The sequence below is a fragment of the Pseudomonas sp. 58(2021) genome (assembly GCF_017491585.1).
Lineage (GTDB): Bacteria > Pseudomonadota > Gammaproteobacteria > Pseudomonadales > Pseudomonadaceae > Aquipseudomonas > Aquipseudomonas fluorescens_BT.
The window spans coordinates 48,561-69,003 of sequence record NZ_JAFGYZ010000010.1; the positions used below are offsets into that span (position 1 = coordinate 48,561).

A 20,443-nucleotide genomic window follows, 5' to 3' on the forward strand; every position below is an offset into this window, starting at 1 on the left:
CCGGCCTGCATTTCTGCAGGCCGGGCTTTTTTACATCTGATGCGGATTACTCGGTAGCGAGCACGCCACGACGCACCTGGTCACGTTCGATCGATTCGAACAGTGCCTTGAAGTTGCCTTCGCCGAAACCATCATCGCCCTTGCGCTGGATGAATTCGAAGAACACCGGGCCCATCAGGGTTTCCGAGAAGATCTGCAGCAGCAGACGCTTGTCTTCTTTATCCGACGCACCATCGAGCAGGATGCCGCGCGATTGCAACTGATCGACCGGTTCGCCGTGGTTCGGCAGACGGCCTTCGAGCATTTCGTAGTAGGTGTCCGGCGGCGCGGTCATGAAGCGCATGCCGATTTTCTTCAGCTGATCCCAGGTCTTGACCAGGTCGTCAGTAAGGAACGCCACGTGCTGAATGCCCTCGCCGTTGAACTGCATGAGGAACTCTTCGATCTGCCCGGCACCCTTCGACGATTCTTCGTTGAGCGGGATGCGGATCATGCCGTCCGGAGCGGTCATCGCTTTCGAGGTCAGGCCGGTGTATTCGCCCTTGATGTCGAAGTAACGGATCTCGCGGAAGTTGAACAGCTTCTCGTAGAAGTTGGCCCAGTAGGCCATGCGACCGCGGTACACGTTGTGGGTCAGGTGGTCGATGATTTTCAGGCCGGCACCGACCGGGTTGCGGTCAACGCCTTCGAGGAACACGAAGTCGATGTCATAGATCGAGCTGCCTTCGCCGAAACGGTCGATCAGGTACAGCGGCGCGCCGCCAATGCCCTTGATCGCCGGCAGGTTCAGTTCCATCGGACCGGTTTCGATGTGGATCGGCTGGGCGCCGAGTTCCAGTGCGCGGTTGTAGGCCTTTTGCGAATCCTTGACCCGGAACGCCATGCCGCAAACGGACGGGCCGTGTTCGGCCGCGAAGTACGAAGCAACGCTGTGGGGTTCGTTGTTGAGGATCAGGTTGATCGCGCCCTGGCGATACAGGTGCACGTTCTTGGAACGGTGGGTCGCGACCTTGGTGAAGCCCATGATCTCGAAGATCGGCTCCAGGGTGCCAGGCGTCGGCGATGCGAACTCGATGAACTCGAAGCCCATCAGGCCCATTGGGTTTTCGTATAAATCTGCCATGGTTGGCGCCTCATCATTCTTATCAATTAACCAGAGTTATTTGTCAGTAATGCTGAGACCGGTGGGTGGCGCACAGGAGATGCCACGCACACTGCGGGCGAGGAAGTCACCGTAGATCAGTTGAAACCCGAATATCTTCATTGTCGACCCAAGGCTCTTGCGGGCGAGGCTTCTGCTGCCAGAAGACGATTATTATTGTATGCGTAACCCGATTCTACACAGCGTAAATAGGGTTGTCTGCCCTCTCTATAAAATCCGCTTTTTTCGGCCCGGTGCAAGGGGTTTGTTGCACAGGTAAATGCCCGTCAGGATCAGTGCGCCGCCCAGCCCCATGGGGATCGTCACTGGTTCACCCAGCAGGATGGCACCGGCCAGCACGGCAGTCAGCGGGTTGAGCGCGATGAACACGCCAGAGCGAGTTGCACCCAATTTGCGGATACCGTCGTAGTAACCGATGTAGGCCACCGCCGAGCCGAGTACGCCCAGGTAGATCAGGCTCAGCCATTGCATCGTGCCCAGATTGGCCACCGGTTGCACGCTCACCTCACCGTGAATGGCAGCCAGCACCCAAAGCATCAGCGTACCGAGTACGATCGAAAACGTAACGGTCTGCAACGGGCCGATGCTGTGATTAAGGCTGGAGGAAAAAAGCGAATAAACGCCCCAGCCGATTACGCAGCCGAAAATCAGCAGATCACCCAGCCAGGCGTCTGGCGGCGTAGTCAGCCATTGTGGATCACGGCTGACGATCACCACACCGGCGCCGCCGATACACACCAGAATGCCGATGATTTTGGATCGACTCATTTGCTCCTTGAACAAAAGCCATGAAGCCAGACCGATCACCGCCGGATTCAACGCGACGATGAGCGATGCCCGCGACGCATTGATGTATTGCAAGCCGTAAAAGAAGCACAGGTTGTAGAAGAAGATCCCGAAGAAACCCAGCGACACCAGTTGCAGCCATTGCCGGCCGGTGGGTCGCGCAAAAGGAATTCGCGCCAGCCACAGAAATCCGAGCAACGCGACGCTGGCCAGCAGGAATCGAAGGCTGGCCGCAAGGATCGGGCTCAGGCTGCCGGCCAGCATGCGCCCGGCGACCCAGGTCCCGCCCCAGATCATGGTGACCATGGCCAGATTCAGATAGACGGGCATGTCCGAGGTCTCCGGACGGATTGATTCATGACTATTCATAACGCTCTCAACGACTCAACGGGCGGATGCCGTATCATTCGAGTCATTATTGATCATCGTAAAATGAGCTTTTACTCATGACCTTGACCCAGCTCGAAATCTTTTCGCTGGTGGCCGAACTGCGCGGCTTCACCCTCGCGGCCCATCGCCTGGGGATCTCGCAATCGGCGGTGTCCCACGCCTTGAAGTCGCTGGAGCAGGAACTGGGTGTCGATTTATTTCGCCGGCATCAATCGCAAGTGGAACTCAGCGACATTGGCGAGCAGTTGCTGTTGCGCGCGCGGGCCATGCTCGGGCTGGCCAACACGTTGCGCCAGGAAGCCGCCGATGCGCGCGGGCTGAAAAGCGGCACCTTGCGCATCGGCTCGTTCGGCCCGACCTCATCGATCAGGTTGCTGCCGCGAATCCTCCGGCATTTCCGCCAGGTGCACCCGGGCATCGAGGTTCACATCGACGAAGGGCCGGACCGCCAGGTGCTCCAGTGGCTTGATGCGCGACGGATCGATATCGGTTTCGTGGTGTTGCCCGAAGAACGCTTCGATACGTTCGCCCTGATGGAAGATCGGATGGTCGCCCTGCTCCCGCTCGACCATCCTCTGGCCACGCAGGCGGCACTGAGCCTGAACGATCTGTGCAGCGACCCGTTCGTACTCACCGAAGCCGGCTCTTCGGAACTGGTATCGCGACTGTTCAACGCGGCAAGGCTGAGCCCGAATATCCGCTACCGGTGCTCGCAACTGCTGAGCACCCTCGATACCGTGAGCCGGGGCGACGCCATCACGATCGTTGCCGAAGGTTCCCTCCCGGACGAGCCGGATCCGCGCTATGTGAAGAAGCCATTGTCACCGGCCGTGCAACGACACATCGGTCTGGCCGTACTCGATAAACGCCAGGCTTCACCCGCGACCCTGGCATTCATCAAATTGGCAACAACGCTGGATTACCGCTGAGCGGCACGAGTTCCAACGGCCAACTATCATGGGCACAGCTCCATCGCTTTCCGGAAGGTGCACCCTTGCCCCGCCTGCAGTCGAGAGCCCCACACCATCGCAACAGGATGCGCCCATGCCTCTGACCGTCAGGCCCCGCCGCAAACGCAGTACCCGAATCATCGTGACACTGTTGTGCGGCTTGCTGCCGATCCTCATCGGCACCGTCATTCTTCATATACAGGCCGAACGTACGCTGGAGCAGAGTTCCCGACAAACCGCCGAGGAAGCTTTGCGCCAGTTTGATCTGATGCTCGACAACACCGCCCAGTCCGCCCGGGAATTGCTGCCGCTGGCTGGCCAGCCCTGCGAGAACGTCAAACTGGCACTGCGCGAACAGGTCACCCGCCGCCCGTTCGTGCGCTCGACCAATCTGGTGTGGGACAACAACCTCTATTGCAGTTCGTTGTTCGGTGATTTCAAGGAAGCCGTCAATCCGGGGGACTACACCCAGGGCAAGTTATGGCTCATGAACGGCAACCCGGTTACGCCGGATACGGCGCTGCTGGTGTATCGACTGAACGATGGCCGGGGCGGCGCCCTGACGACGCTGGACGGCTATCACTTGAGCAATATCCTGCGCCTGATCGGCCGGCAGACATTGTTATTGCTGCAGGTCGGCAACAACTGGCTTTCAGCCGACGGCAAGGTGCATCAAGGCGCCCTTCCCGAGTTGCCGGTGGCCCAGAGTACGTTGAACTCTCCACACTATGCCTACACGGTGAGCGCCGGTTTCCCTGAAGATAAAATCTGGAACTACATGAGCGACGAATATCCGCCGCTGTTCAGTCTGTTGATTTTCTTCGGGGCGGTATCCGGAGCAATCGGTTATTTCGTGCAGAACCGCGCAACATCCCCCAGTCACGAAATGCTGCGCGCGCTGGAGGCCGGAGAGTTCATTCCCTACTTTCAACCGGTGGTCTATGGCGACAGCAAACGCTGGTCGGGCTGCGAAGTACTGATGCGCTGGAATCATCCCAGAGAAGGCCTGGTACGTCCGGACCTGTTCATACCGTTTGCCGAACATTCCGGGCTGATCGTGCCGATGACCCGTTCATTGATGCAGCAGACCGCTGTCGTGCTCGGGCCGCTGTCTTCTTCCTTCGAAGCCCCCTTCCACATCGGAATCAACATTACAGCCAGCCACTGCCACGATCTTGAATTGGTGGAAGACTGTCGGGAGTTCCTGGCGGCATTCGCGCCCGATAGTGTCAGCCTGGTACTTGAGTTGACGGAGCGGGAACTGATCGAGCCCACCGACATCACCCATAAACTGTTTGAGCAACTGCGCGCCATGGGCGTAAAGATCGCCATCGACGACTTCGGCACCGGTCATTCGAGCCTGGGTTACCTGAGAACACTCAATGTCGACTTCCTCAAGATCGACCAGACGTTCGTCGCCATGATCGATAAAGATGCCCTGTCACGACACATTCTGGACAGCATCATCGAGCTATGCGCCAAACTGGATCTGGGAACTGTGGCCGAGGGTGTAGAGACACAAGCCCAGTGCGATTACCTGGCGGCGCATCACGTCAACTTTCTGCAAGGCTACCTGTTCGGCAAGCCCGTTTCTGCCATAGACTTCATTGACGCATTAACTCACCATTAACTTGGCCTGATAAATCCGGGCTTGCCGACAGCGCGCACGAAATTGATTCAAGACATCGCCGTTTTTTACATAAAGAAAAAGTCAGGATTTACTCTCGTCGCATTAACTACTACAATTTTTCTTACCTGTTGCAAGACTGGCAGGTGAGCCACTATCACCGAGTCGCTTCAAGGCTCTTGGCTTATAGCTTTGTTTGCGGTTGGTATCAGCCAAACACACTATTGGAGTAAAGATATTGTCCAGACTCGCTGAATTTCGTGCAGCTGAAAAGGCCCTTCAGGAACAGCTCAAGCAGCTGGAATCGCTGAAGAACGATGCCGGGCTCAAGAAAGAAATCGAATTCGAAGAAAAGCTCCAGGGGCTGATGAAAACCTACGGCAAAGGCCTGAAAGACATCATCGCCATCCTCGATCCGAATCCGGCAAAATCCGGCCTGCAACAGGCCTCGGCACCTAAAACCCGCCGCGCTCGCGTGGTCAAGGTCTATCAGAACCCGCACACCGGCGAGCTGATCGAGACCAAGGGTGGCAACCATCGCGGCCTGAAGGCCTGGAAGGAACAATACGGTGCAGCCACCGTTGATTCCTGGTTGCGCGGTTAATCCCTGGCAAACATAAAAGCCCTGCAAATGCAGGGCTTTTTTTTGGACAACATTTAACAAATGCAACATTTTCTTGTTGAAAAAGTTGGCAGCAAAATCTCCGTCGCACGCTGAAACTATGCTTCCGGATGTTGCGCACCTGCCAGGCGAACAACTTTGTATTTAATTACTTTCGGTATCTGGAAGCCCGTTGACCAGCGAACAGCCGATTAAAATTTCAGGCTGTTTCTTGCGCTCGCAATTTCATCCGCGCTGGCCTTGTAAACGTCGGCTTGCCCGGCATACGAAAGTACATACGCCTTGTCCGCCTCTACTGCGGCGACCAGTGTTTGCGACAACACATGACGCCCGTTCTCAGTGACAGTACAAGTGGTTTCAAGCGCTGCCAATGAACCCAGCGTACTGGGATGAACCTTGTTGCAGACACTCTGGTAGCCCCCTTGGAAAAAGTCCTTCTGCACCGACTTGCGCATCTCCAGCAACACGCCTTGCAGATTGACCTGATGACCTGTCTCCACACGCGTCATCGTCAACTCCATCACCATCACCTGATTACCATCGGCGTCGGTCTTCGCCGCCCGCTGACGGGTAACTTCCGGCGTTGTGTCGGGCAACGCTTCAACTTGCCAGCCGGACGGCCAGGTAATGCTCGGAGCGTCCGCCAGGGCTGCAATGGCAACGAGGGACAAGCCGAAGAAAACGAACAGCGATTTGAACGGTCGGATCATTACCAGAGGCACTCGCAGATTGAACCATAAAGTCTGAGGCTCGCCCGCTCGCAGGGCAAGCCCGCGCTTTCGGTTTGGCGATGCCGCAACGCATGCGTATCATTGCGCCCATTCACTCGCCCCAATTTGTTACGGAGGGCTCATGAGCCTGCAAGAACTGAACACCTTCCCTGGCGTGACCGCCACCCCGGACAGCGCAACCCGCAACTTTGTGTTCAACCACACCATGCTGCGCGTCAAGGACATCACCAAGTCGCTGGACTTCTACACCCGTGTACTGGGCTTCTCGCTGGTAGAGAAGCGTGATTTCCCGGAAGCGGAATTCAGCCTGTACTTCCTCGCATTGGTCGACAAGTCGCAGATCCCGGCCGATGCCGCTGCGCGTACCGAGTGGATGAAGTCGATCCCCGGCATCCTGGAACTGACCCACAACCACGGCACCGAAAGCGATGCCGATTTCGCCTACCACAATGGCAACACTGACCCGCGCGGTTTCGGCCACATCTGCATTTCGGTCCCGGACATCGTCGCGGCTTGTGCACGCTTTGAAGAACTGGGCTGCGACTTCCAGAAGCGCCTGACCGATGGCCGCATGAAAAGCCTGGCGTTCATCAAGGATCCGGATGGTTACTGGGTCGAGATCATCCAGCCAGCGCCGCTGTAAAGCTGAACCTGGGTAGAAAGCACCGCGCAACGAAAAAACCCCATCATCGCTGATGGGGTTTTTCTTTTTTCAGGCCCGGGATTTATGCCGGGGCCGAAGTCCGGATCAAGTGATCGAAAGCGCTGAGGGAAGCCTTGGCGCCCTCGCCCACCGCAATCACGATCTGCTTGTACGGCACGGTGGTCACGTCACCGGCAGCAAAGATGCCGGGGATCGAGGTTTCACCGCGGTTGTCGACGATGATCTCGCCGCGCGGCGACAGCTCGATGGTGCCTTTGAGCCAGTCGGTATTGGGCAGCAAACCGATCTGCACGAAGATCCCTTCCAGCTCGACCGAGCGCAGTTCGTCAGTATTGCGATCCTTGTAGCGCAGACCGTTGACCTTCTGGCCATCGCCAGTGACTTCAGTGGTCAACGCACTGGTGATCACGGTGACATTCGGCAGGCTGTGCAGCTTGCGTTGCAACACAGCGTCGGCACGCAGTTGTACATCGAACTCGAGCAAGGTGACGTGGGACACGATGCCAGCCAGATCGATGGCCGCTTCGACGCCGGAGTTACCGCCGCCAATCACCGCCACACGCTTGCCTTTGAACAGCGGACCGTCGCAGTGCGGGCAGTACGCCACGCCTTTGTTGCGGTATTCCTGCTCGCCCGGCACGTTCATTTCACGCCACCGCGCACCCGTCGCCAGAATTACGCTCTTGGCCTTGAGGGTCGCGCCGCTGGCGAAGTGGACTTCATGCAGCTCGCCATGCTTGCCCGGGATCAGCTTGTCGGCGCGCTGCAGATTCATGATGTCGACGTCGTACTGCTTGACGTGCTCTTCCAGCGCGGTCGCCAGTTTCGGGCCTTCGGTTTCCTGCACGGAAATGAAGTTCTCGATGGCCATGGTGTCCAGCACCTGACCGCCAAAGCGCTCGGCTGCAACACCGGTGCGAATGCCTTTACGTGCGGCATAGATCGCTGCCGACGCACCGGCCGGGCCACCGCCAACCACCAGCACATCAAAGGCTTGCTTGGCGCTGATTTTCTCGGCCTGACGCTCGATGGCGCCGGTATCGAGTTTGGCGAGGATTTCTTCCAGGCCCATGCGGCCCTGGCCGAAGTTTTCGCCATTCAGGTAAATGCTTGGCACGGCCATGATCTTGCGATCGTTGACTTCGTCCTGGAACAGCGCGCCGTCGATGGCGACGTGGCGGATGTTCGGGTTCAGCACGGCCATCAGGTTCAGCGCCTGAACCACGTCCGGGCAGTTCTGGCAGGACAGCGAGAAGTAAGTCTCGAAATTGAACTCGCCCTTGAGCGAGCGGATCTGTTCGATCACTTCGACACTGGCCTTCGAAGGGTGGCCGCCGACTTGCAGCAGGGCCAGCACCAGCGAAGTGAATTCATGGCCCATCGGGATGCCGGCGAAACGCAGGCTGATGTCGGCACCGGGGCGGTTGATCGAGAACGACGGCTTGCGTGCATCGTCGCCGCTGTCGATCAAAGTAATCTGGTGCGAAAGACTGGCAACGTCTTTCAGCAGGTCGAGCATTTCACGGGATTTCGCACCGTCGTCGAGTGAAGCAACGATCTCGATCGGCTGGGTGACCCGTTCCAGGTACGATTTCAACTGGGCTTTAAGATTGGCGTCCAACATACGGGCGATCTCCTGACTGTATTTGAGGCGAAAAAAAGCCCGAGCGAATCTCGCCCGGGCTTTTCTATTGGGCGGTGCAGCTTACTTAGGTAGGTGCGGAGTTCCGCCCTGCATTGCGTGTCACAGACTTAAATCTTGCCGACCAGGTCCAGGGACGGAGCCAGAGTGGCCTCGCCTTCTTTCCACTTGGCTGGGCAAACTTCGCCTGGGTGTGCAGCAACGTACTGAGCAGCCTTGATCTTGCGCAGCAGCTCGGAAGCGTCACGGCCAACGCCGCCATCGTTCAGTTCAACGATTTTGATCTGGCCTTCAGGGTTGATCACGAAGGTGCCACGATCCGCCAGACCAGCTTCTTCGATCAGCACGTCGAAGTTGCGGGAGATCACCTGAGTCGGGTCGCCGATCATGGTGTACTGGATTTTGCCGATGGCTGGCGAAGTGTTGTGCCAGGCAGCATGGGCAAAGTGGGTGTCGGTCGAAACGCTGTAGATCTCTACGCCCAGTTTCTGGAAGGCAGCGTAGTTGTCAGCCAGGTCTTCCAGCTCGGTTGGGCAAACGAAGGTGAAGTCGGCCGGGTAGAAGAACACTACGGACCATTTGCCTTTCAGGTCAGCGTCCGAGACTTGTACGAAGTCGCCGTTTTTGAACGCGGTAGCTTTGAACGGTTTTACTTGGCTGTTGATGATAGGCATTGATGACTCTCCGTCAGGGTTGTGAATTCGATGGGTGAATCCTACCCACTCACTCGACGGATGGCTCATTGGCAAACCTGATGCTGCTGATTTGTTTTCGCTATTAGCTGAGGTTATTAATAGAAGAAAACGATATCTATGGCGACAGCGGCTTATCCGTAATCCGGGCCATCCCGTGAAAAGGGCTCGCTTCAACATAGCGCATGGCGGACTTCATATCCTTCCAGCCGACGTAACTCATCAGCGATTTGAGGTCCCAGCCACTTTGATGTGCCCACGTTGCAAAGCCGCGCCGCAGTGAGTGGCTGCTATAGCGTTCGGCAGAGATCCCGGCGCGTTCCAGGGCCTGACGCAGCAACGGAATCACACTGTTGGCGTGCAAGCCCTCCTCGCTCAGATTGCCCCAGCGGTCGACGGCGCGAAACACCGGGCCCCGCACCAATGCTGCTTCGGTGATCCAGTCGATGTAGGCCTGCACCGGGCACAGCTTCAGCAATGCAGGCGCCTGATAGGTCTGACCGAGATTCTCCCGATCGCCCTTGCTGCGCGGCAAGTACAGGGTGATGCCGCTACCGGCGTGGGCCTGGACATGCTCGATTTGCACCCGGCACAACTCATCACTGCGAAAGCCGCGCCAGAAGCCCAGAAGAATCAACGCTCGATCCCGACAGGCTCTGAGTAGCAACGGCCGGTCCTGATTTTCTCGGGCCTCTTTCATTTCCTGCTCTAGCCAGGCAACGGTCTGCTCAAGATCCTGCAACTGTAACGGCTCGGCCTGTTTTTCCCGCGCGGGATGCAGCGCGCGGATGCCTTTGAACACTTTGCGCACCACCGGCGACTTGGTGGGATCAGCGAACCCCTGACTGTTATGCCACTGCGCGAGTGCCGACAAACGCAGCTTCAGCGTATTGACCGACAGCACGCCCGCGTGAGCCACCAGGTAGCGCGCGATGCTGTCAGCCGTCGCGGGCAGAAACCCGCCCCATACCGTTTCAAAGTGCTCGACGGCCGCACGATAGCTGCGGCGGGTGTTGTCACGGGTGGCGGCTTGCAGATAGCGATCGATATCGCTCATGGGCTGATTTCTCGCAGATGTACTGATTTGAAGATTGAAAAGCGGATTCTGGCGCTTCACACGGGGTAATACCAGTATATCCCGCCCGTTTATCTTGAAACATTTAACTTTATTTCCGGCATGGTACACTTCGTACTTTGGTGGCATGTACCACAGTACGTAATCGTAGGAGCACATATGGCCCGTGGCGGCGTTAACAAAGCAGTAGTCCAGATCGCGCGCGCAGCGATCCTCGCCCGTGGCGAACACCCCAGCATCGACGCAGTACGCATCGAGCTGGGCAATACGGGTTCCAAAACCACGATTCATCGTTATCTGAAGGAACTGGATGACGGCAGCGAACCGGCCGATCCGTCGGCAGAACCTGTCGATGACGAACTCCTCGCCCTCGTCACGCGCCTGGCGCAACGCCTGAAAGAACAGGCACAGGAGCCGATTGACCAGGCTCGCGAGCAGTACGAGCAACAGCGTCAGGCACTGGAGGACGAGCTGAATCAGCTTCGTCAGGACCATGCGCAACTGGAGAAGAAGCACGACATCCAGGCTGCCGCGCTGGCCAAGGAATCCGAAGCCCTGAGCGATACCCGCTCGATGCTGCAGACCGAGCAGACCCGCAACGCCGGACTGAATCAGGCGCTGGCCGATTTTGAATTGCGCCTGCAGGACAAGGACGAGCAGATCCGCTCGCTGGAAGAAAAACACCTGCACGCCCGTGATGCGCTTGAGCACTACCGCAACGCCATCAAGGAACAGCGCGAGCAGGAGCAAAGCCGTCACGAAACTCAGGTTCAGCAGTTGCAGATGGAGTTGCGCCAGGCGCAACAAAGCGCGCTGGTACGCCAGGACGAGATCACCCAGCTGCACCGCGACAACGAACGCCTGCTGACCGAGAATCGCGGCACCATGCGCGAACTGAGCCTGATGCAGGATCAGCTCAAGCACAGCAATCAGCGTCAGGATCAATTGCTGGAGCAAGCGACGCGTGTCGACAGCGAGCGCACCCTCCTCCAGGAACGCCTGCGCGTGGCGCTGCTGGAGAGCCAGACGCTCAAGCAGAGCGTCGACGAGCAGTCGCAGCTCAATCAGTCATTGGAGAAGGAATTGACCAAGGTGCAAGACAGCCTGCGCCTGGCTACCACCGTTGCGGCAGCGCCAGACGCAGCAGAACCGAAAAAGACTTAAACGCCGACCGGCGTACGCATCGTGACAAACTCTTCGGCCGCCGTCGGGTGCACCCCGATGGTGTCGTCGAAGTCACGCTTGGTGGCGCCAGCCTTCAACGCAATTGCCAGCCCCTGCACGATCTCGCCGGCATCCGGACCAACCATGTGACAGCCCAGCACCTTGTCAGATTTGCCATCGACCACCAGCTTCATCAGTGTGCGCTCCTGGCAGTCCGTCAGGGTCAGCTTCATCGGGCGGAAACGGCTTTCGTAGATCACCACGTCGTGACCCGCTTCCCGGGCCTCTTCTTCGGTCAGGCCGACGGTGCCGATATTCGGCAGACTGAACACTGCCGTCGGGATCATCTTGTAATCCACCGGGCGGTATTGCTCAGGCTTGAACAGACGCCGCGCCACCGCCATGCCTTCAGCCAGCGCCACCGGCGTCAACTGCACACGACCGATGACATCGCCCAACGCCAGAATTGATGGCTCAGTGGTCTGATATTGTTCATCGACCTTGATGAAGCCTTTGTCGTCGAGCTGCACATCAGTGTTTTCCAGCCCCAGGTTGTCCAGCATCGGACGTCGGCCGGTGGCGTAGAACACGCAATCGGCCTCCAGCACGCGACCATCCCTGAGGGTCGCTTTCAGGCTGCCATCCACCTGCTTGTCGATCCGCTCGATATCGGCATTGAACTGCAGATCCATGCCGCGCTTGGTCAGCTCTTCCTTGAGATGGTTACGTACCGAACCGTCAAAACCGCGCAGGAACAGATCGCCGCGATACAGCAACGTCGTGTTGGCGCCCAGACCATGGAAGATTCCGGCAAATTCGACGGCGATGTAACCGCCACCGACGACCAGTACACGCTTGGGCAGCTCTTTGAGGAAGAACGCCTGGTTCGAGCTGATCGCATGCTCATGCCCCGGAATCTCGGGGATCTGCGGCCAGCCACCGGTGGCGATCAGAATATTCTTCGCGGTGTATCGCTCGCCATTGACCTCGACTTCGTGCGGACCAACGATTTTCGCGTGAGCCTCATGCAGGGTCACGCCGCTGTTGACCAGCAGATTGCGATAAATGCCGTTCAGGCGATTGATCTCGCGATCCTTGTTGGCAATCAGCGTGGCCCAATCGAAATCCGCCTCGCCCAGATTCCAGCCAAAACCCGAGGACTGTTCGAAGTCTTCGGCAAAATGGGCGCCGTACACCAACAGTTTTTTCGGTACGCAACCGACGTTGACGCAGGTACCGCCCAGATAACGGCTCTCGGCCACCGCCACTTTCGCACCGAACCCGGCAGCAAAACGCGCAGCCCGTACACCGCCGGAACCGGCACCAATCACATAAAGGTCAAAATCGTAGGCCATTTCTATCTCCTCGGCAGGCGATCAGCATACCCGCAGACGCTTATTGAGCAAGTCTCTACTGCACAGGGACGGGCAATACCGGGAGGTGCTACCGTTAGCATTTGATTAATGGCTTTCTGCCGGTTGAATTTTTGGCAGCCGCAACGTATGCCAGGCGATCAGAATCGCTACGAGCGCCAGGCCGAAAGCGAGCCACGATGCCAATGCAATTCCGCCCGCAAATGCACTTCCCGCCTGCTGCATCAACTGTTGCGCTTGATCCCCCGCCAACCCCGTCGCCACATGATGAGCGCCAGCCAGCGTTTCACTTGCCAGCATCGTCTGAACATCGCTCAAAAACGCTGGAAGCTGCAGGTCTGCTCGGTAGTGAGCTGTCAAACGCTCTCCTTCGCACCTCCCTGGCGAAGACGAGTCAGTTCAGCAGCGAATATGTCAGCTGACAATCGAACATTTGTTTGACGTTGCATCGCGTATCGAATCGAGATGCACTATTTCTCCCCACAAACGCAAACGCCCCGAACATGTCGGGGCGTTTGTTTTTAGCGTCACACGATTCAGACCGTGTGACGCACCTTCAGACAGATCAGGCGCTATCAGTAGGCCTTGCCAGTCTTGTAGAAGTTTTCGAAGCAGAAGTTGGTTGCCTCGATGTAGCCTTCAGCACCACCGCAGTCGAAACGCTTGCCCTTGAACTTGTAGGCCATTACGCAACCGTTCTGGGCTTGTTTCATCAGGGCGTCGGTGATCTGGATTTCACCACCCTTCCCTGGCTCGGTCTGTTCGATCAGGTCGAAGATGTCCGGGGTCAGGATATAACGACCGATGATCGCCAGGTTCGACGGAGCATCTTCCGGCTTTGGCTTCTCGACCATGCTGTGTACGCGGTAGATGTCGTCGCGGATCATCTCGCCGGCGATTACGCCGTACTTGCTGGTTTCTTGCGGATCGACTTCCTGAATGGCAATGATCGAGCAGCGGAACTGCTTGTACAGCTTGACCATCTGGGTCAGCACGCCGTCGCCTTCGAGGTTGACGCACAGGTCGTCCGCCAGCACTACGGCGAACGGCTCATCGCCGATCAGCGGACGACCGGTCAGGATCGCATGACCCAGGCCTTTCATTTCAGTCTGACGGGTGTAGGAGAACGAGCACTCGTCCAACAGTTTGCGGATACCAACCAGGTATTTTTCCTTGTCGGTGCCTTTGATCTGGTTTTCCAGCTCGTAGCTGATGTCGAAGTGGTCTTCCAGAGCACGCTTGCCACGGCCGGTCACGATGGAGATCTCAGTCAGACCAGCATCCAGAGCTTCTTCGACGCCGTACTGGATCAGTGGCTTGTTTACCACCGGCAGCATTTCTTTGGGCATGGCCTTAGTCGCTGGAAGGAAGCGAGTACCGTAACCGGCTGCTGGGAACAAGCATTTCTTGATCATATAAGTCCTTGAAAGGGCTGTGTGTACGAGTTTCGGCGCAGTCTAATCAGGCGGCGTGCACCTTACAATGCCCCGCACTGGCTAACCGATGTCAACATAGAGAAATATTCTGGCGGATAGTTCAATCCGCACGCAGAAGCTGCGCATTGAGCGTAGCCCAAAGATTCAGGAACACCGCATCGACCCGCGCCCGTTCGCCCGTTTCCCGTTATCATGAAGCCTTTGAACCAGCCAACGAGGCCGCTAGATGTCCGCAGCAAAAATCATCAACGGGTACACCGTCGCCAAGGCAAAAGATGGCCAGTGGCATATCACCGCCGCCAACGGCGAAGATGTATCCGGCCCATTGCCCACTGAAGCGATGGCAATTGAGGTAGCCGCGGTGCTTGATTACACACCTCCTGCACCGAAGCGTCGCGGGAAGGATCAGGACTGATCAAACAGGCCCTGCCACTGCGCAGGGCTTTTTTTGGCCCGCACACAAAGACGTGGCCAATCGCTATAACCTTTTCACACCGGCGCTGTCATAGCGTCTAGCCCTCTCCTTCCGAAGACGACATCGCCATGACCACCCGTACCCTGCACCGCATGCTGCCACTGATTGCACTTCTGGCCCTGGCCGGCTGCGCCACTTCCGAAACGACTTATCTGAACAATGGTGAACAAGGCCTGAGCATCGACTGCTCCGGTGAGGCCAATTCCTGGGCCGCCTGCTATGAAAAGGCCGATGCTTCCTGCGCCGGCACTGGCTACCGCATCGTCGGAACCGACGGCACGCCGGCGCCAAAAGAAAGTGACAAGACGCTGGGTGTCGACGTCGGCAATTACAAGAATCGCAGTGTTGTGGTGGTCTGCAAGTAAGGGCCTACATGTGAATCTCGGCGAACTTGATACCCAGTCCGCGTACCACCTCGATCAGATCGTCGAGCCGGTCGAAGGATTCGACTTCGTCGTTTTCATCCACCAGAAAATAACTGCGTCCGGCGCTCTTCTTGAAAAATACGATCCATTCACCCGGGTTCGCCGGATTCTGGATCACATGGGTGGCTTCAATCAGCCCCTCTCTATGGCGCTCGCGCACCTGTTCTCGCTTCATGCACGTCTCCTGAAATGAAAATGCCGTCCAGGCGTGACCTGGACGGCATCGATACCGGTGACTGACAGTTTATCAGCCGGAAATGCACGCCGTGGCTGCATTGCGTACATCCCGTGGACGTATCGGCACATTGGACATGCGCTCATGCAACTTGATGCTGCTACCGCCAGAGCGATCCTCGATGTCAAACACCGCCGCCGGGCCGGACGACAATTTCCCCGGCACGATCACCCTGACGCCGTCCTTGTGCGGCTCCATTTGCAGGGCCCCGCGGCTTTGGGCCAGCTTGTCGGCCAGACACTGTGCGTACTCGTGGGGTTTTTTGCCGGAAATGACGTTCATGGTCGGCAGCGTTTCATTGATCTGCGAAACACTTGCGCAACCACCCATCGCCAATGCAAACGGCACAATGACCACACCCCACTTCATACAGAATCTCCTATAAAGACCCTCGGACAGCCTGAATGCCGTTTTTCTCCGAGGTCTATTGCATTTAACGCACATGGAATCGCGAATAACTGTTTTTAATTGTCAAAGCAGCGCTCGACGGCCGGATAATAACCTGTCCGGACTGATAAACTGCCGCCAATTGATCTTGCTATCGTTTTGATTTTGTAGAAAAAGCCCTTCTGGAGGCGACCATGAAATTTATTCACCAGCGCGAGCATCTCAACGAAGACGACATCGTCGTCATCCAGTGCTCGCAAACCTGCAACATCCGTCTGATGAACGACGCCAACTTCCGCAGCTTCAAGAACGGCGGTCGTCACACCTATCACGGCGGCGCGTTCGACACATTTCCTGCCCGTATCACCGCGCCGAGCACCGGTTTCTGGAACATCACCATCGACACCGTCAGCCGCCGCGCAATCAGCGTGACTCGCAAGCCGACCCTGACGCACTCGATCAAGATCATCCGCCGTTCCAGCTCGAAGCTCAGCTGATCGACCCCATCAATACAATCAGGTAAGCATGACCGTGGCCCAAACGACCAAATATGTCATCAAGTACAAATTGAACGGCGAGCGGCGCTTCGAATTCGCCCAGCTGGAGAACGGCACGCCGGAAGAAGCCAAGGCTGCGCTGGACGCCCTGCACGGCCAAAGCGAAGACGTGATCAGCGACATCAGCGTCAGCAAGGCGTTGTAAGACGCGGATGACAATTCGACCGCAAGCGCCGGAGTGTTCCGGCCTCGCGGGTTGCCTAGACTGATCGCCTGGACGCAAGCCAAGGAATCAGTATGCCGATGTCACCCGACTCTCCCCTCGATACGCTCGACTGGGTCGCACTGGAACAACAGCTGGATCAGGACGGCTGTACCGTCATCCGTTGTTTGTTACGCCCGCAAACCTGCGATCGCCTGAGTGCGCTTTACCCGCAAAGCGAGCCGTTCCGCTCGCAGGTGATCATGGCCCGCCACGGTTTCGGGCGCGGCGAATACAAGTATCTGCGCTACCCGCTGCCGCCATTGGTGGAGCACCTGCGCAGTGCGCTTTACGCGCGCCTGGTCCCCTTGGCCAACCGCTGGCATGAACGAATGGCAATACCGGAACGGTTTGCGCCCCTGCACAGCGATTTTCTTGCGCGCTGCCATGCCGCCGGTCAACTGCGGCCTACCCCGCTCTTGCTGCAATACGGCCCTCAGGACTACAACTGTCTGCATCAGGATTTGTACGGCGAACACGTATTCCCGCTGCAAGTGGCGATTCTTCTGTCAGAACCTGGCGAGGATTTCAGCGGTGGTGAATTCGTCCTGACCGAACAGCGCCCAAGAATGCAGTCTCGCCCACTGGTGATGGATCTGAAGAAAGGCGATGCGTTGATCTTTGCCGTCAACCAGCGCCCGGTCAAAGGCCTGCGCGGCGACTATCGCGTCACCATGCGTCACGGCGTAAGTCGCTTGCACAGCGGAAAACGGCATACTCTGGGCATCATCTTTCACGACGCAATCTGACCATCATGCACAGCAATTTCGACCTCTTCGCCGACATCGAGCAGCCACACCGCTCTGAACAGATTGGAGAGCAGTCGTGGGTGCTGCGCGGTTTCGCGCTGTCCTGTACCGAACGATTACTGCCAGCTCTGGAGTCGATCATCGAACGCGCACCGTTGCGACACATGATGACGCCTGGCGGGTTCAGCATGTCGGTGGCCACCAGCAGTTGCGGCGCACTTGGCTGGATCACCGATCGTGGCGGTTACCGCTACTCGGCCGAAGATCCGATCAGCCACCGGCCCTGGCCGCAGATGCCCGACGTGTTTCGCGAACTGGCGCAAACAGCAGCCTTGCAGGCAGGCTTCTGCGGTTTCGTCCCGGATTCCTGCCTGATCAACCGCTATATTCCCGGCGCAAAAATGTCTTTGCATCAGGACAAGGACGAAAGCTCCTACACAGCGCCCATCGTTTCCCTGTCATTGGGTTTGCCCGCGACATTCCTGTTCGGCGGCTTCAATCGCAGCGACAGGAGTCAGCGCATTTCGCTGCTGCACGGTGACATGGTGATCTGGGGTGGTGTCGACCGGCTGCGCTACCACGGCGTCCTGCCGATCAGACACGGTCGGCATCCGCAACTGGGCGAACAGCGTTTCAACCTGACGTTTCGCACCGCGGGATAACCTCGCGGAATTTGACCGCAAGGGCCGGAGTGTTACGGTTGGCGGCACTGGTTAACCTGACATTCAACAGGTCAACGGACTCTCCATCATGAAAACGCTTTCGACCACTTCGAGCACTCAAGACGATCCACGCTGGGCCGCTGTCGTCGCACGGGATCCAAGGGCGGATGGACAATTTGTCTACGCCGTCAAAACCACGGGCGTCTATTGCCGCCCGAGCAGCCTGGCGCGCTTGCCGAAACCGCAGAATGTCGAGTTCTTCGACACGGCCGAAGCAGCTGAAGCGGCGGGTTATCGCCCCAGCAAACGGGCGAGCAGGGATCAGAGCGAAATCGCCGCGCAACATGCCGCGACCGTAGCGGCAGCCTGCCGCCAGATCGAAGCAGCCGAAAACCTGCCGCCGCTCAATGAACTCGCGCAAGCCGCTGGCCTGAGTTCGTTTCATTTCCATCGGGTTTTCAAAGCCGCCACCGGCCTGACTCCCAAAGGCTACGCTGCCGCGCACCGGTCTCGTCGGGTACGGCAACACCTGGCGGATGGCAGCTCGGTTACCGAAGCGCTGTACGACGCCGGTTTCAACTCCAACAGCCGCTTCTATGAAACAGCAGACCAGTTGCTGGGCATGAAACCCGGCGACTTCCGGGCTGCCGGGCAAAACAACGACATTCGTTTTGCGGTGGGCCAGTGTTCGCTCGGTGCCATTCTGGTGGCCCAGAGTGCGCGAGGAATCTGCGCGATTCTGCTGGGAGATGATCCGCATCAATTGGTCTGTGACCTGCAGGATCAGTTTCGCCGGGCAAACCTGATCGGGGCTGATGCCGAGTTCGAGCAACTGATCGCCCATGTCGTCGGTTTCATCGAAGCACCGGCCATCGGCCTCGATCTGCCACTGGACGTGCGGGGCACCGCGTTTCAGGAGCGGGTCTGGCAGGCGCTGTGCGAAATACCGGTTGGCAGCACCGCCAGTTACGCCGATATCGCCCAGCGCATTGGCTCACCCAAAGCGGTTCGGGCGGTGGCCCAGGCTTGCGGCGCCAACAGCCTCGCGGTAGCAATCCCTTGCCACCGCGTGGTCCGCAGCGACGGTAACCTTTCGGGCTATCGCTGGGGCGTGGAACGCAAGCGTGAGTTGTTGTCCCGGGAAACCCGCTCTTGACGAATAGATGGCCACCGACTCGGGGCCCGGATGGGCCTCGAAGTTGGTGGCGTAGCGGTGCGAAAGCTGCAGATGGGTTTTGAAGTGCTTCCAGATCCGCCCCCAGTCAGCGATTGACGTCCACGACAACCCGTCCGCGCAACTGGCCGGCGAGCAATTTCGGAGCCGCTTCAATCACTTCGCCGAGGCCGATCTCGTGACTGATCAGAGGCAGCAAGGAAAAGTCCAGATCCTTGGCCAGACGCTCCCAGGCCTCGATCCGTCGTGCCTTGGGCTGAGTCACGCTGTTGATCCCCGCCAGCGTCACCCCGCGCAGAATGAACGGCGCCACCGACGCCGGGAAATCCATACCCTGAGCCAGACCGCAGGCCGCTACCGTACCTTCGGCGCGGGTACTGGCGCAGGCGTTGGCCAGGGTATGGCTGCCGACCGAATCGATGACAGCCGCCCAGCGCTCCTTGGCCAATGGTTTGCCAGGTTCGGACAAGGTTGCGCGATCGATGATTTCGCTGGCGCCCAATTGTTGAAGATACGCATGCTCCGAGATCCGCCCCGTGGAGGCCACCACCCGATAGCCCAGCGTGTGCAACAACGCGATGGCAAAGCTGCCGACTCCGCCATTGGCGCCGGTGACCAGTACTTCACCCTGCTCCGGCGTCACGCCGTTACGTTCCAGCGCCATGATGCACAGCATCGCGGTGTAACCGGCCGTGCCAACGGCCATGGCTTGTGCCGGGGAAAACGCTTCGGGCTGCGGGATCAGCCAGTCGCCGTTGAGCCGCGCCTTCTGGGCCAGGCCGCCCCAGTGGCTTTCTCCCACGCCCCAGCCGTTGAGCAACACTTGATCGCCAGCCTTGTAGTCCGGATGCGAGCTGACGTCTACCGTACCGGCCAGATCGATCCCCGGCACCATCGGGAACTTGCGCACCACCGGACTGCTGCCGGTAATCGCCAGTCCGTCCTTGAAGTTGAGCGTGCTGTAAGCCACACGCACGGTCACATCGCCCTCGGGCAGTTCCTGCTCGCCGATTTCCTGCAGGCTGGCGCGATAACCGGTGTCGTCTTTGTCGATCAGAATGCCGTTGAACATGGCTGCCTCTCTGGGGAAGGATTCTGGGATTGTGGCATTCAAATAGCACACCGCAACATTTTGCCCCACTCGACTTTCCGCCAATCGCTGCAACCGGCGGGTGATTCATGAACCACTCCTGCGGAGGTGGCGGATTGCGTCGGCGTTGACCGGAATTACCGTGAAGCCACAATCCCGGCTGGCCCTCGACC

The 20,443-nt window shown here is 58.2% G+C and carries 24 protein-coding genes; 12 read left to right on the forward strand and 12 right to left on the reverse strand.

What is annotated here, in order from left to right; translation table 11 throughout:
* Positions 1 to 46: 46 nt before the first annotated feature.
* Together hppD and J5M72_RS13450 are read right to left on the reverse strand one after the other, a co-directional pair.
* Entirely contained in the window at positions 47 to 1,123 is a 1,077-nt protein-coding gene (gene hppD / locus J5M72_RS13445; protein WP_007958955.1) for a 4-hydroxyphenylpyruvate dioxygenase, read from the reverse strand.
* A 246-nt stretch (positions 1,124 to 1,369) separates the two neighbouring features.
* Positions 1,370 to 2,317 (reverse strand): DMT family transporter, encoded by a 948-nt coding sequence (locus tag J5M72_RS13450; RefSeq protein ID WP_207865763.1) that lies wholly within the window; start codon positions 2,315 to 2,317, stop codon positions 1,370 to 1,372.
* Positions 2,318 to 2,394: 77 nt separating this feature from the next.
* On the opposite strand from J5M72_RS13450, the gene J5M72_RS13455 reads away from it, so the two are divergent.
* From J5M72_RS13455 to J5M72_RS13465, 3 genes are all read left to right on the forward strand, one after another.
* Entirely contained in the window at positions 2,395 to 3,267 is an 873-nt protein-coding gene (locus J5M72_RS13455) for a LysR family transcriptional regulator (RefSeq protein WP_169430537.1), read from the forward strand.
* A gap of 115 nt (positions 3,268 to 3,382) precedes the next feature.
* Positions 3,383 to 4,918, forward strand: a complete 1,536-nt coding sequence (locus tag J5M72_RS13460) for an EAL domain-containing protein (RefSeq protein WP_207865765.1) — start codon at positions 3,383 to 3,385, stop codon at positions 4,916 to 4,918.
* Between the two features lie 235 nt (positions 4,919 to 5,153).
* Positions 5,154 to 5,519: a histone-like nucleoid-structuring protein, MvaT/MvaU family gene (locus J5M72_RS13465; RefSeq protein WP_169430538.1), complete on the forward strand. Its 366-nt coding sequence runs from the start codon at positions 5,154 to 5,156 to the stop codon at positions 5,517 to 5,519.
* Positions 5,520 to 5,728: 209 nt separating this feature from the next.
* On the opposite strand, the gene J5M72_RS13470 is transcribed toward J5M72_RS13465, so the two are convergent.
* Positions 5,729 to 6,247: a DUF4946 domain-containing protein gene (locus J5M72_RS13470; RefSeq protein ID WP_169430539.1), complete on the reverse strand. Its 519-nt coding sequence runs from the start codon at positions 6,245 to 6,247 to the stop codon at positions 5,729 to 5,731.
* A 142-nt stretch (positions 6,248 to 6,389) separates the two neighbouring features.
* On the opposite strand from J5M72_RS13470, the gene gloA reads away from it, so the two are divergent.
* A complete protein-coding gene (gloA, locus tag J5M72_RS13475) occupies positions 6,390 to 6,911 on the forward strand; it encodes a lactoylglutathione lyase (protein WP_169430540.1) in 522 nt (173 codons plus the stop codon).
* An 82-nt stretch (positions 6,912 to 6,993) separates the two neighbouring features.
* On the opposite strand, the gene ahpF is transcribed toward gloA, so the two are convergent.
* The 3 genes from ahpF to J5M72_RS29245 all read right to left on the reverse strand — a co-directional run bounded on the left by ahpF (position 6,994) and on the right by J5M72_RS29245 (position 10,383).
* Entirely contained in the window at positions 6,994 to 8,556 is a 1,563-nt protein-coding gene (gene ahpF / locus J5M72_RS13480) for an alkyl hydroperoxide reductase subunit F (protein ID WP_169430541.1), read from the reverse strand.
* A 128-nt stretch (positions 8,557 to 8,684) separates the two neighbouring features.
* Positions 8,685 to 9,248 (reverse strand): alkyl hydroperoxide reductase subunit C, encoded by a 564-nt coding sequence (ahpC, locus tag J5M72_RS13485; RefSeq protein WP_007958941.1) that lies wholly within the window; start codon positions 9,246 to 9,248, stop codon positions 8,685 to 8,687.
* A gap of 136 nt (positions 9,249 to 9,384) precedes the next feature.
* A complete protein-coding gene (locus J5M72_RS29245) occupies positions 9,385 to 10,383 on the reverse strand; it encodes a site-specific integrase (RefSeq protein ID WP_207865766.1) in 999 nt (332 codons plus the stop codon).
* Positions 10,384 to 10,500: 117 nt separating this feature from the next.
* On the opposite strand from J5M72_RS29245, the gene J5M72_RS13495 reads away from it, so the two are divergent.
* Entirely contained in the window at positions 10,501 to 11,505 is a 1,005-nt protein-coding gene (locus J5M72_RS13495) for a DNA-binding protein (RefSeq protein ID WP_207865768.1), read from the forward strand.
* On the opposite strand, the gene gorA is transcribed toward J5M72_RS13495, so the two are convergent.
* From gorA to galU, 3 genes are all read right to left on the reverse strand, one after another.
* On the reverse strand, positions 11,502 to 12,860 hold the full coding sequence (gene gorA, locus J5M72_RS13500; protein WP_207865770.1) for a glutathione-disulfide reductase: 1,359 nt from the start codon (positions 12,858 to 12,860) through the stop codon (positions 11,502 to 11,504). The genes J5M72_RS13495 and gorA overlap by 4 nt on opposite strands.
* A gap of 105 nt (positions 12,861 to 12,965) precedes the next feature.
* Positions 12,966 to 13,238, reverse strand: coding sequence for a hypothetical protein (locus J5M72_RS13505; RefSeq protein ID WP_207865772.1), 273 nt, complete (start codon positions 13,236 to 13,238; stop codon positions 12,966 to 12,968).
* Between the two features lie 215 nt (positions 13,239 to 13,453).
* A complete protein-coding gene (gene galU, locus J5M72_RS13510; RefSeq protein WP_007912230.1) occupies positions 13,454 to 14,293 on the reverse strand; it encodes a UTP--glucose-1-phosphate uridylyltransferase GalU in 840 nt (279 codons plus the stop codon).
* 247 nt (positions 14,294 to 14,540) lie between these two features.
* On the opposite strand from galU, the gene J5M72_RS13515 reads away from it, so the two are divergent.
* Entirely contained in the window at positions 14,541 to 14,729 is a 189-nt protein-coding gene (locus tag J5M72_RS13515; protein ID WP_096821531.1) for a hypothetical protein, read from the forward strand.
* Positions 14,730 to 14,857: 128 nt separating this feature from the next.
* Positions 14,858 to 15,154 (forward strand): hypothetical protein, encoded by a 297-nt coding sequence (locus J5M72_RS13520; RefSeq protein ID WP_169430546.1) that lies wholly within the window; start codon positions 14,858 to 14,860, stop codon positions 15,152 to 15,154.
* A gap of 4 nt (positions 15,155 to 15,158) precedes the next feature.
* Here the strand turns inward: J5M72_RS13520 and J5M72_RS13525 are convergent, their stop codons facing one another.
* Positions 15,159 to 15,389 carry a hypothetical protein gene (locus J5M72_RS13525; RefSeq protein ID WP_169430547.1) on the reverse strand — a complete coding sequence of 77 codons (231 nt, stop codon included), beginning with the start codon at positions 15,387 to 15,389 and terminating at the stop codon, positions 15,159 to 15,161.
* A gap of 72 nt (positions 15,390 to 15,461) precedes the next feature.
* Entirely contained in the window at positions 15,462 to 15,818 is a 357-nt protein-coding gene (locus J5M72_RS13530; RefSeq protein ID WP_169430548.1) for a hypothetical protein, read from the reverse strand.
* A 212-nt stretch (positions 15,819 to 16,030) separates the two neighbouring features.
* Here J5M72_RS13530 and J5M72_RS13535 point away from each other — a divergent pair, with 212 nt between their 5' ends.
* The 5 genes from J5M72_RS13535 to ada all read left to right on the forward strand — a co-directional run bounded on the left by J5M72_RS13535 (position 16,031) and on the right by ada (position 19,162).
* Positions 16,031 to 16,333, forward strand: coding sequence for a DUF1883 domain-containing protein (locus J5M72_RS13535; protein ID WP_039768744.1), 303 nt, complete (start codon positions 16,031 to 16,033; stop codon positions 16,331 to 16,333).
* A gap of 28 nt (positions 16,334 to 16,361) precedes the next feature.
* Positions 16,362 to 16,538, forward strand: a complete 177-nt coding sequence (locus J5M72_RS13540) for a hypothetical protein (protein ID WP_169430549.1) — start codon at positions 16,362 to 16,364, stop codon at positions 16,536 to 16,538.
* 98 nt (positions 16,539 to 16,636) lie between these two features.
* Positions 16,637 to 17,344, forward strand: coding sequence for a 2OG-Fe(II) oxygenase (locus tag J5M72_RS13545; RefSeq protein ID WP_207865943.1), 708 nt, complete (start codon positions 16,637 to 16,639; stop codon positions 17,342 to 17,344).
* 5 nt (positions 17,345 to 17,349) lie between these two features.
* Positions 17,350 to 18,006 carry a DNA oxidative demethylase AlkB gene (gene alkB, locus J5M72_RS13550; RefSeq protein WP_207865774.1) on the forward strand — a complete coding sequence of 219 codons (657 nt, stop codon included), beginning with the start codon at positions 17,350 to 17,352 and terminating at the stop codon, positions 18,004 to 18,006.
* An 88-nt stretch (positions 18,007 to 18,094) separates the two neighbouring features.
* On the forward strand, positions 18,095 to 19,162 hold the full coding sequence (gene ada, locus J5M72_RS13555) for a bifunctional DNA-binding transcriptional regulator/O6-methylguanine-DNA methyltransferase Ada (RefSeq protein ID WP_207865776.1): 1,068 nt from the start codon (positions 18,095 to 18,097) through the stop codon (positions 19,160 to 19,162).
* 106 nt (positions 19,163 to 19,268) lie between these two features.
* Here ada and J5M72_RS13560 read toward each other — a convergent pair whose 3' ends face one another.
* On the reverse strand, positions 19,269 to 20,252 hold the full coding sequence (locus tag J5M72_RS13560) for an MDR family oxidoreductase (protein WP_207865778.1): 984 nt from the start codon (positions 20,250 to 20,252) through the stop codon (positions 19,269 to 19,271).
* Positions 20,253 to 20,443 lie beyond the last annotated feature (191 nt).

Bases quoted from the DNA above. Each gene is read 5' to 3' on its own strand.
- hppD (WP_007958955.1), bottom strand. From the start codon at position 1,123: ATGGCAGATTTATACGAAAACCCAATGGGCCTGATGGGCTTCGAGTTC.
- J5M72_RS13450 (WP_207865763.1), bottom strand. From the start codon at position 2,317: ATGAATAGTCATGAATCAATCCGTCCGGAGACCTCGGACATGCCCGTC.
- J5M72_RS13455 (WP_169430537.1), top strand. From the start codon at position 2,395: ATGACCTTGACCCAGCTCGAAATCTTTTCGCTGGTGGCCGAACTGCGC.
- J5M72_RS13460 (WP_207865765.1), top strand. From the start codon at position 3,383: ATGCCTCTGACCGTCAGGCCCCGCCGCAAACGCAGTACCCGAATCATC.
- J5M72_RS13470 (WP_169430539.1), bottom strand. From the start codon at position 6,247: ATGATCCGACCGTTCAAATCGCTGTTCGTTTTCTTCGGCTTGTCCCTC.
- gloA (WP_169430540.1), top strand. From the start codon at position 6,390: ATGAGCCTGCAAGAACTGAACACCTTCCCTGGCGTGACCGCCACCCCG.
- ahpF (WP_169430541.1), bottom strand. From the start codon at position 8,556: ATGTTGGACGCCAATCTTAAAGCCCAGTTGAAATCGTACCTGGAACGG.
- ahpC (WP_007958941.1), bottom strand. From the start codon at position 9,248: ATGCCTATCATCAACAGCCAAGTAAAACCGTTCAAAGCTACCGCGTTC.
- J5M72_RS13495 (WP_207865768.1), top strand. From the start codon at position 10,501: ATGGCCCGTGGCGGCGTTAACAAAGCAGTAGTCCAGATCGCGCGCGCA.
- gorA (WP_207865770.1), bottom strand. From the start codon at position 12,860: ATGGCCTACGATTTTGACCTTTATGTGATTGGTGCCGGTTCCGGCGGT.
- galU (WP_007912230.1), bottom strand. From the start codon at position 14,293: ATGATCAAGAAATGCTTGTTCCCAGCAGCCGGTTACGGTACTCGCTTC.
- J5M72_RS13515 (WP_096821531.1), top strand. From the start codon at position 14,541: ATGTCCGCAGCAAAAATCATCAACGGGTACACCGTCGCCAAGGCAAAA.
- J5M72_RS13520 (WP_169430546.1), top strand. From the start codon at position 14,858: ATGACCACCCGTACCCTGCACCGCATGCTGCCACTGATTGCACTTCTG.
- J5M72_RS13525 (WP_169430547.1), bottom strand. From the start codon at position 15,389: ATGAAGCGAGAACAGGTGCGCGAGCGCCATAGAGAGGGGCTGATTGAA.
- J5M72_RS13530 (WP_169430548.1), bottom strand. From the start codon at position 15,818: ATGAAGTGGGGTGTGGTCATTGTGCCGTTTGCATTGGCGATGGGTGGT.
- J5M72_RS13535 (WP_039768744.1), top strand. From the start codon at position 16,031: ATGAAATTTATTCACCAGCGCGAGCATCTCAACGAAGACGACATCGTC.
- J5M72_RS13540 (WP_169430549.1), top strand. From the start codon at position 16,362: ATGACCGTGGCCCAAACGACCAAATATGTCATCAAGTACAAATTGAAC.
- J5M72_RS13545 (WP_207865943.1), top strand. From the start codon at position 16,637: ATGTCACCCGACTCTCCCCTCGATACGCTCGACTGGGTCGCACTGGAA.
- alkB (WP_207865774.1), top strand. From the start codon at position 17,350: ATGCACAGCAATTTCGACCTCTTCGCCGACATCGAGCAGCCACACCGC.
- ada (WP_207865776.1), top strand. From the start codon at position 18,095: ATGAAAACGCTTTCGACCACTTCGAGCACTCAAGACGATCCACGCTGG.
- J5M72_RS13560 (WP_207865778.1), bottom strand. From the start codon at position 20,252: ATGTTCAACGGCATTCTGATCGACAAAGACGACACCGGTTATCGCGCC.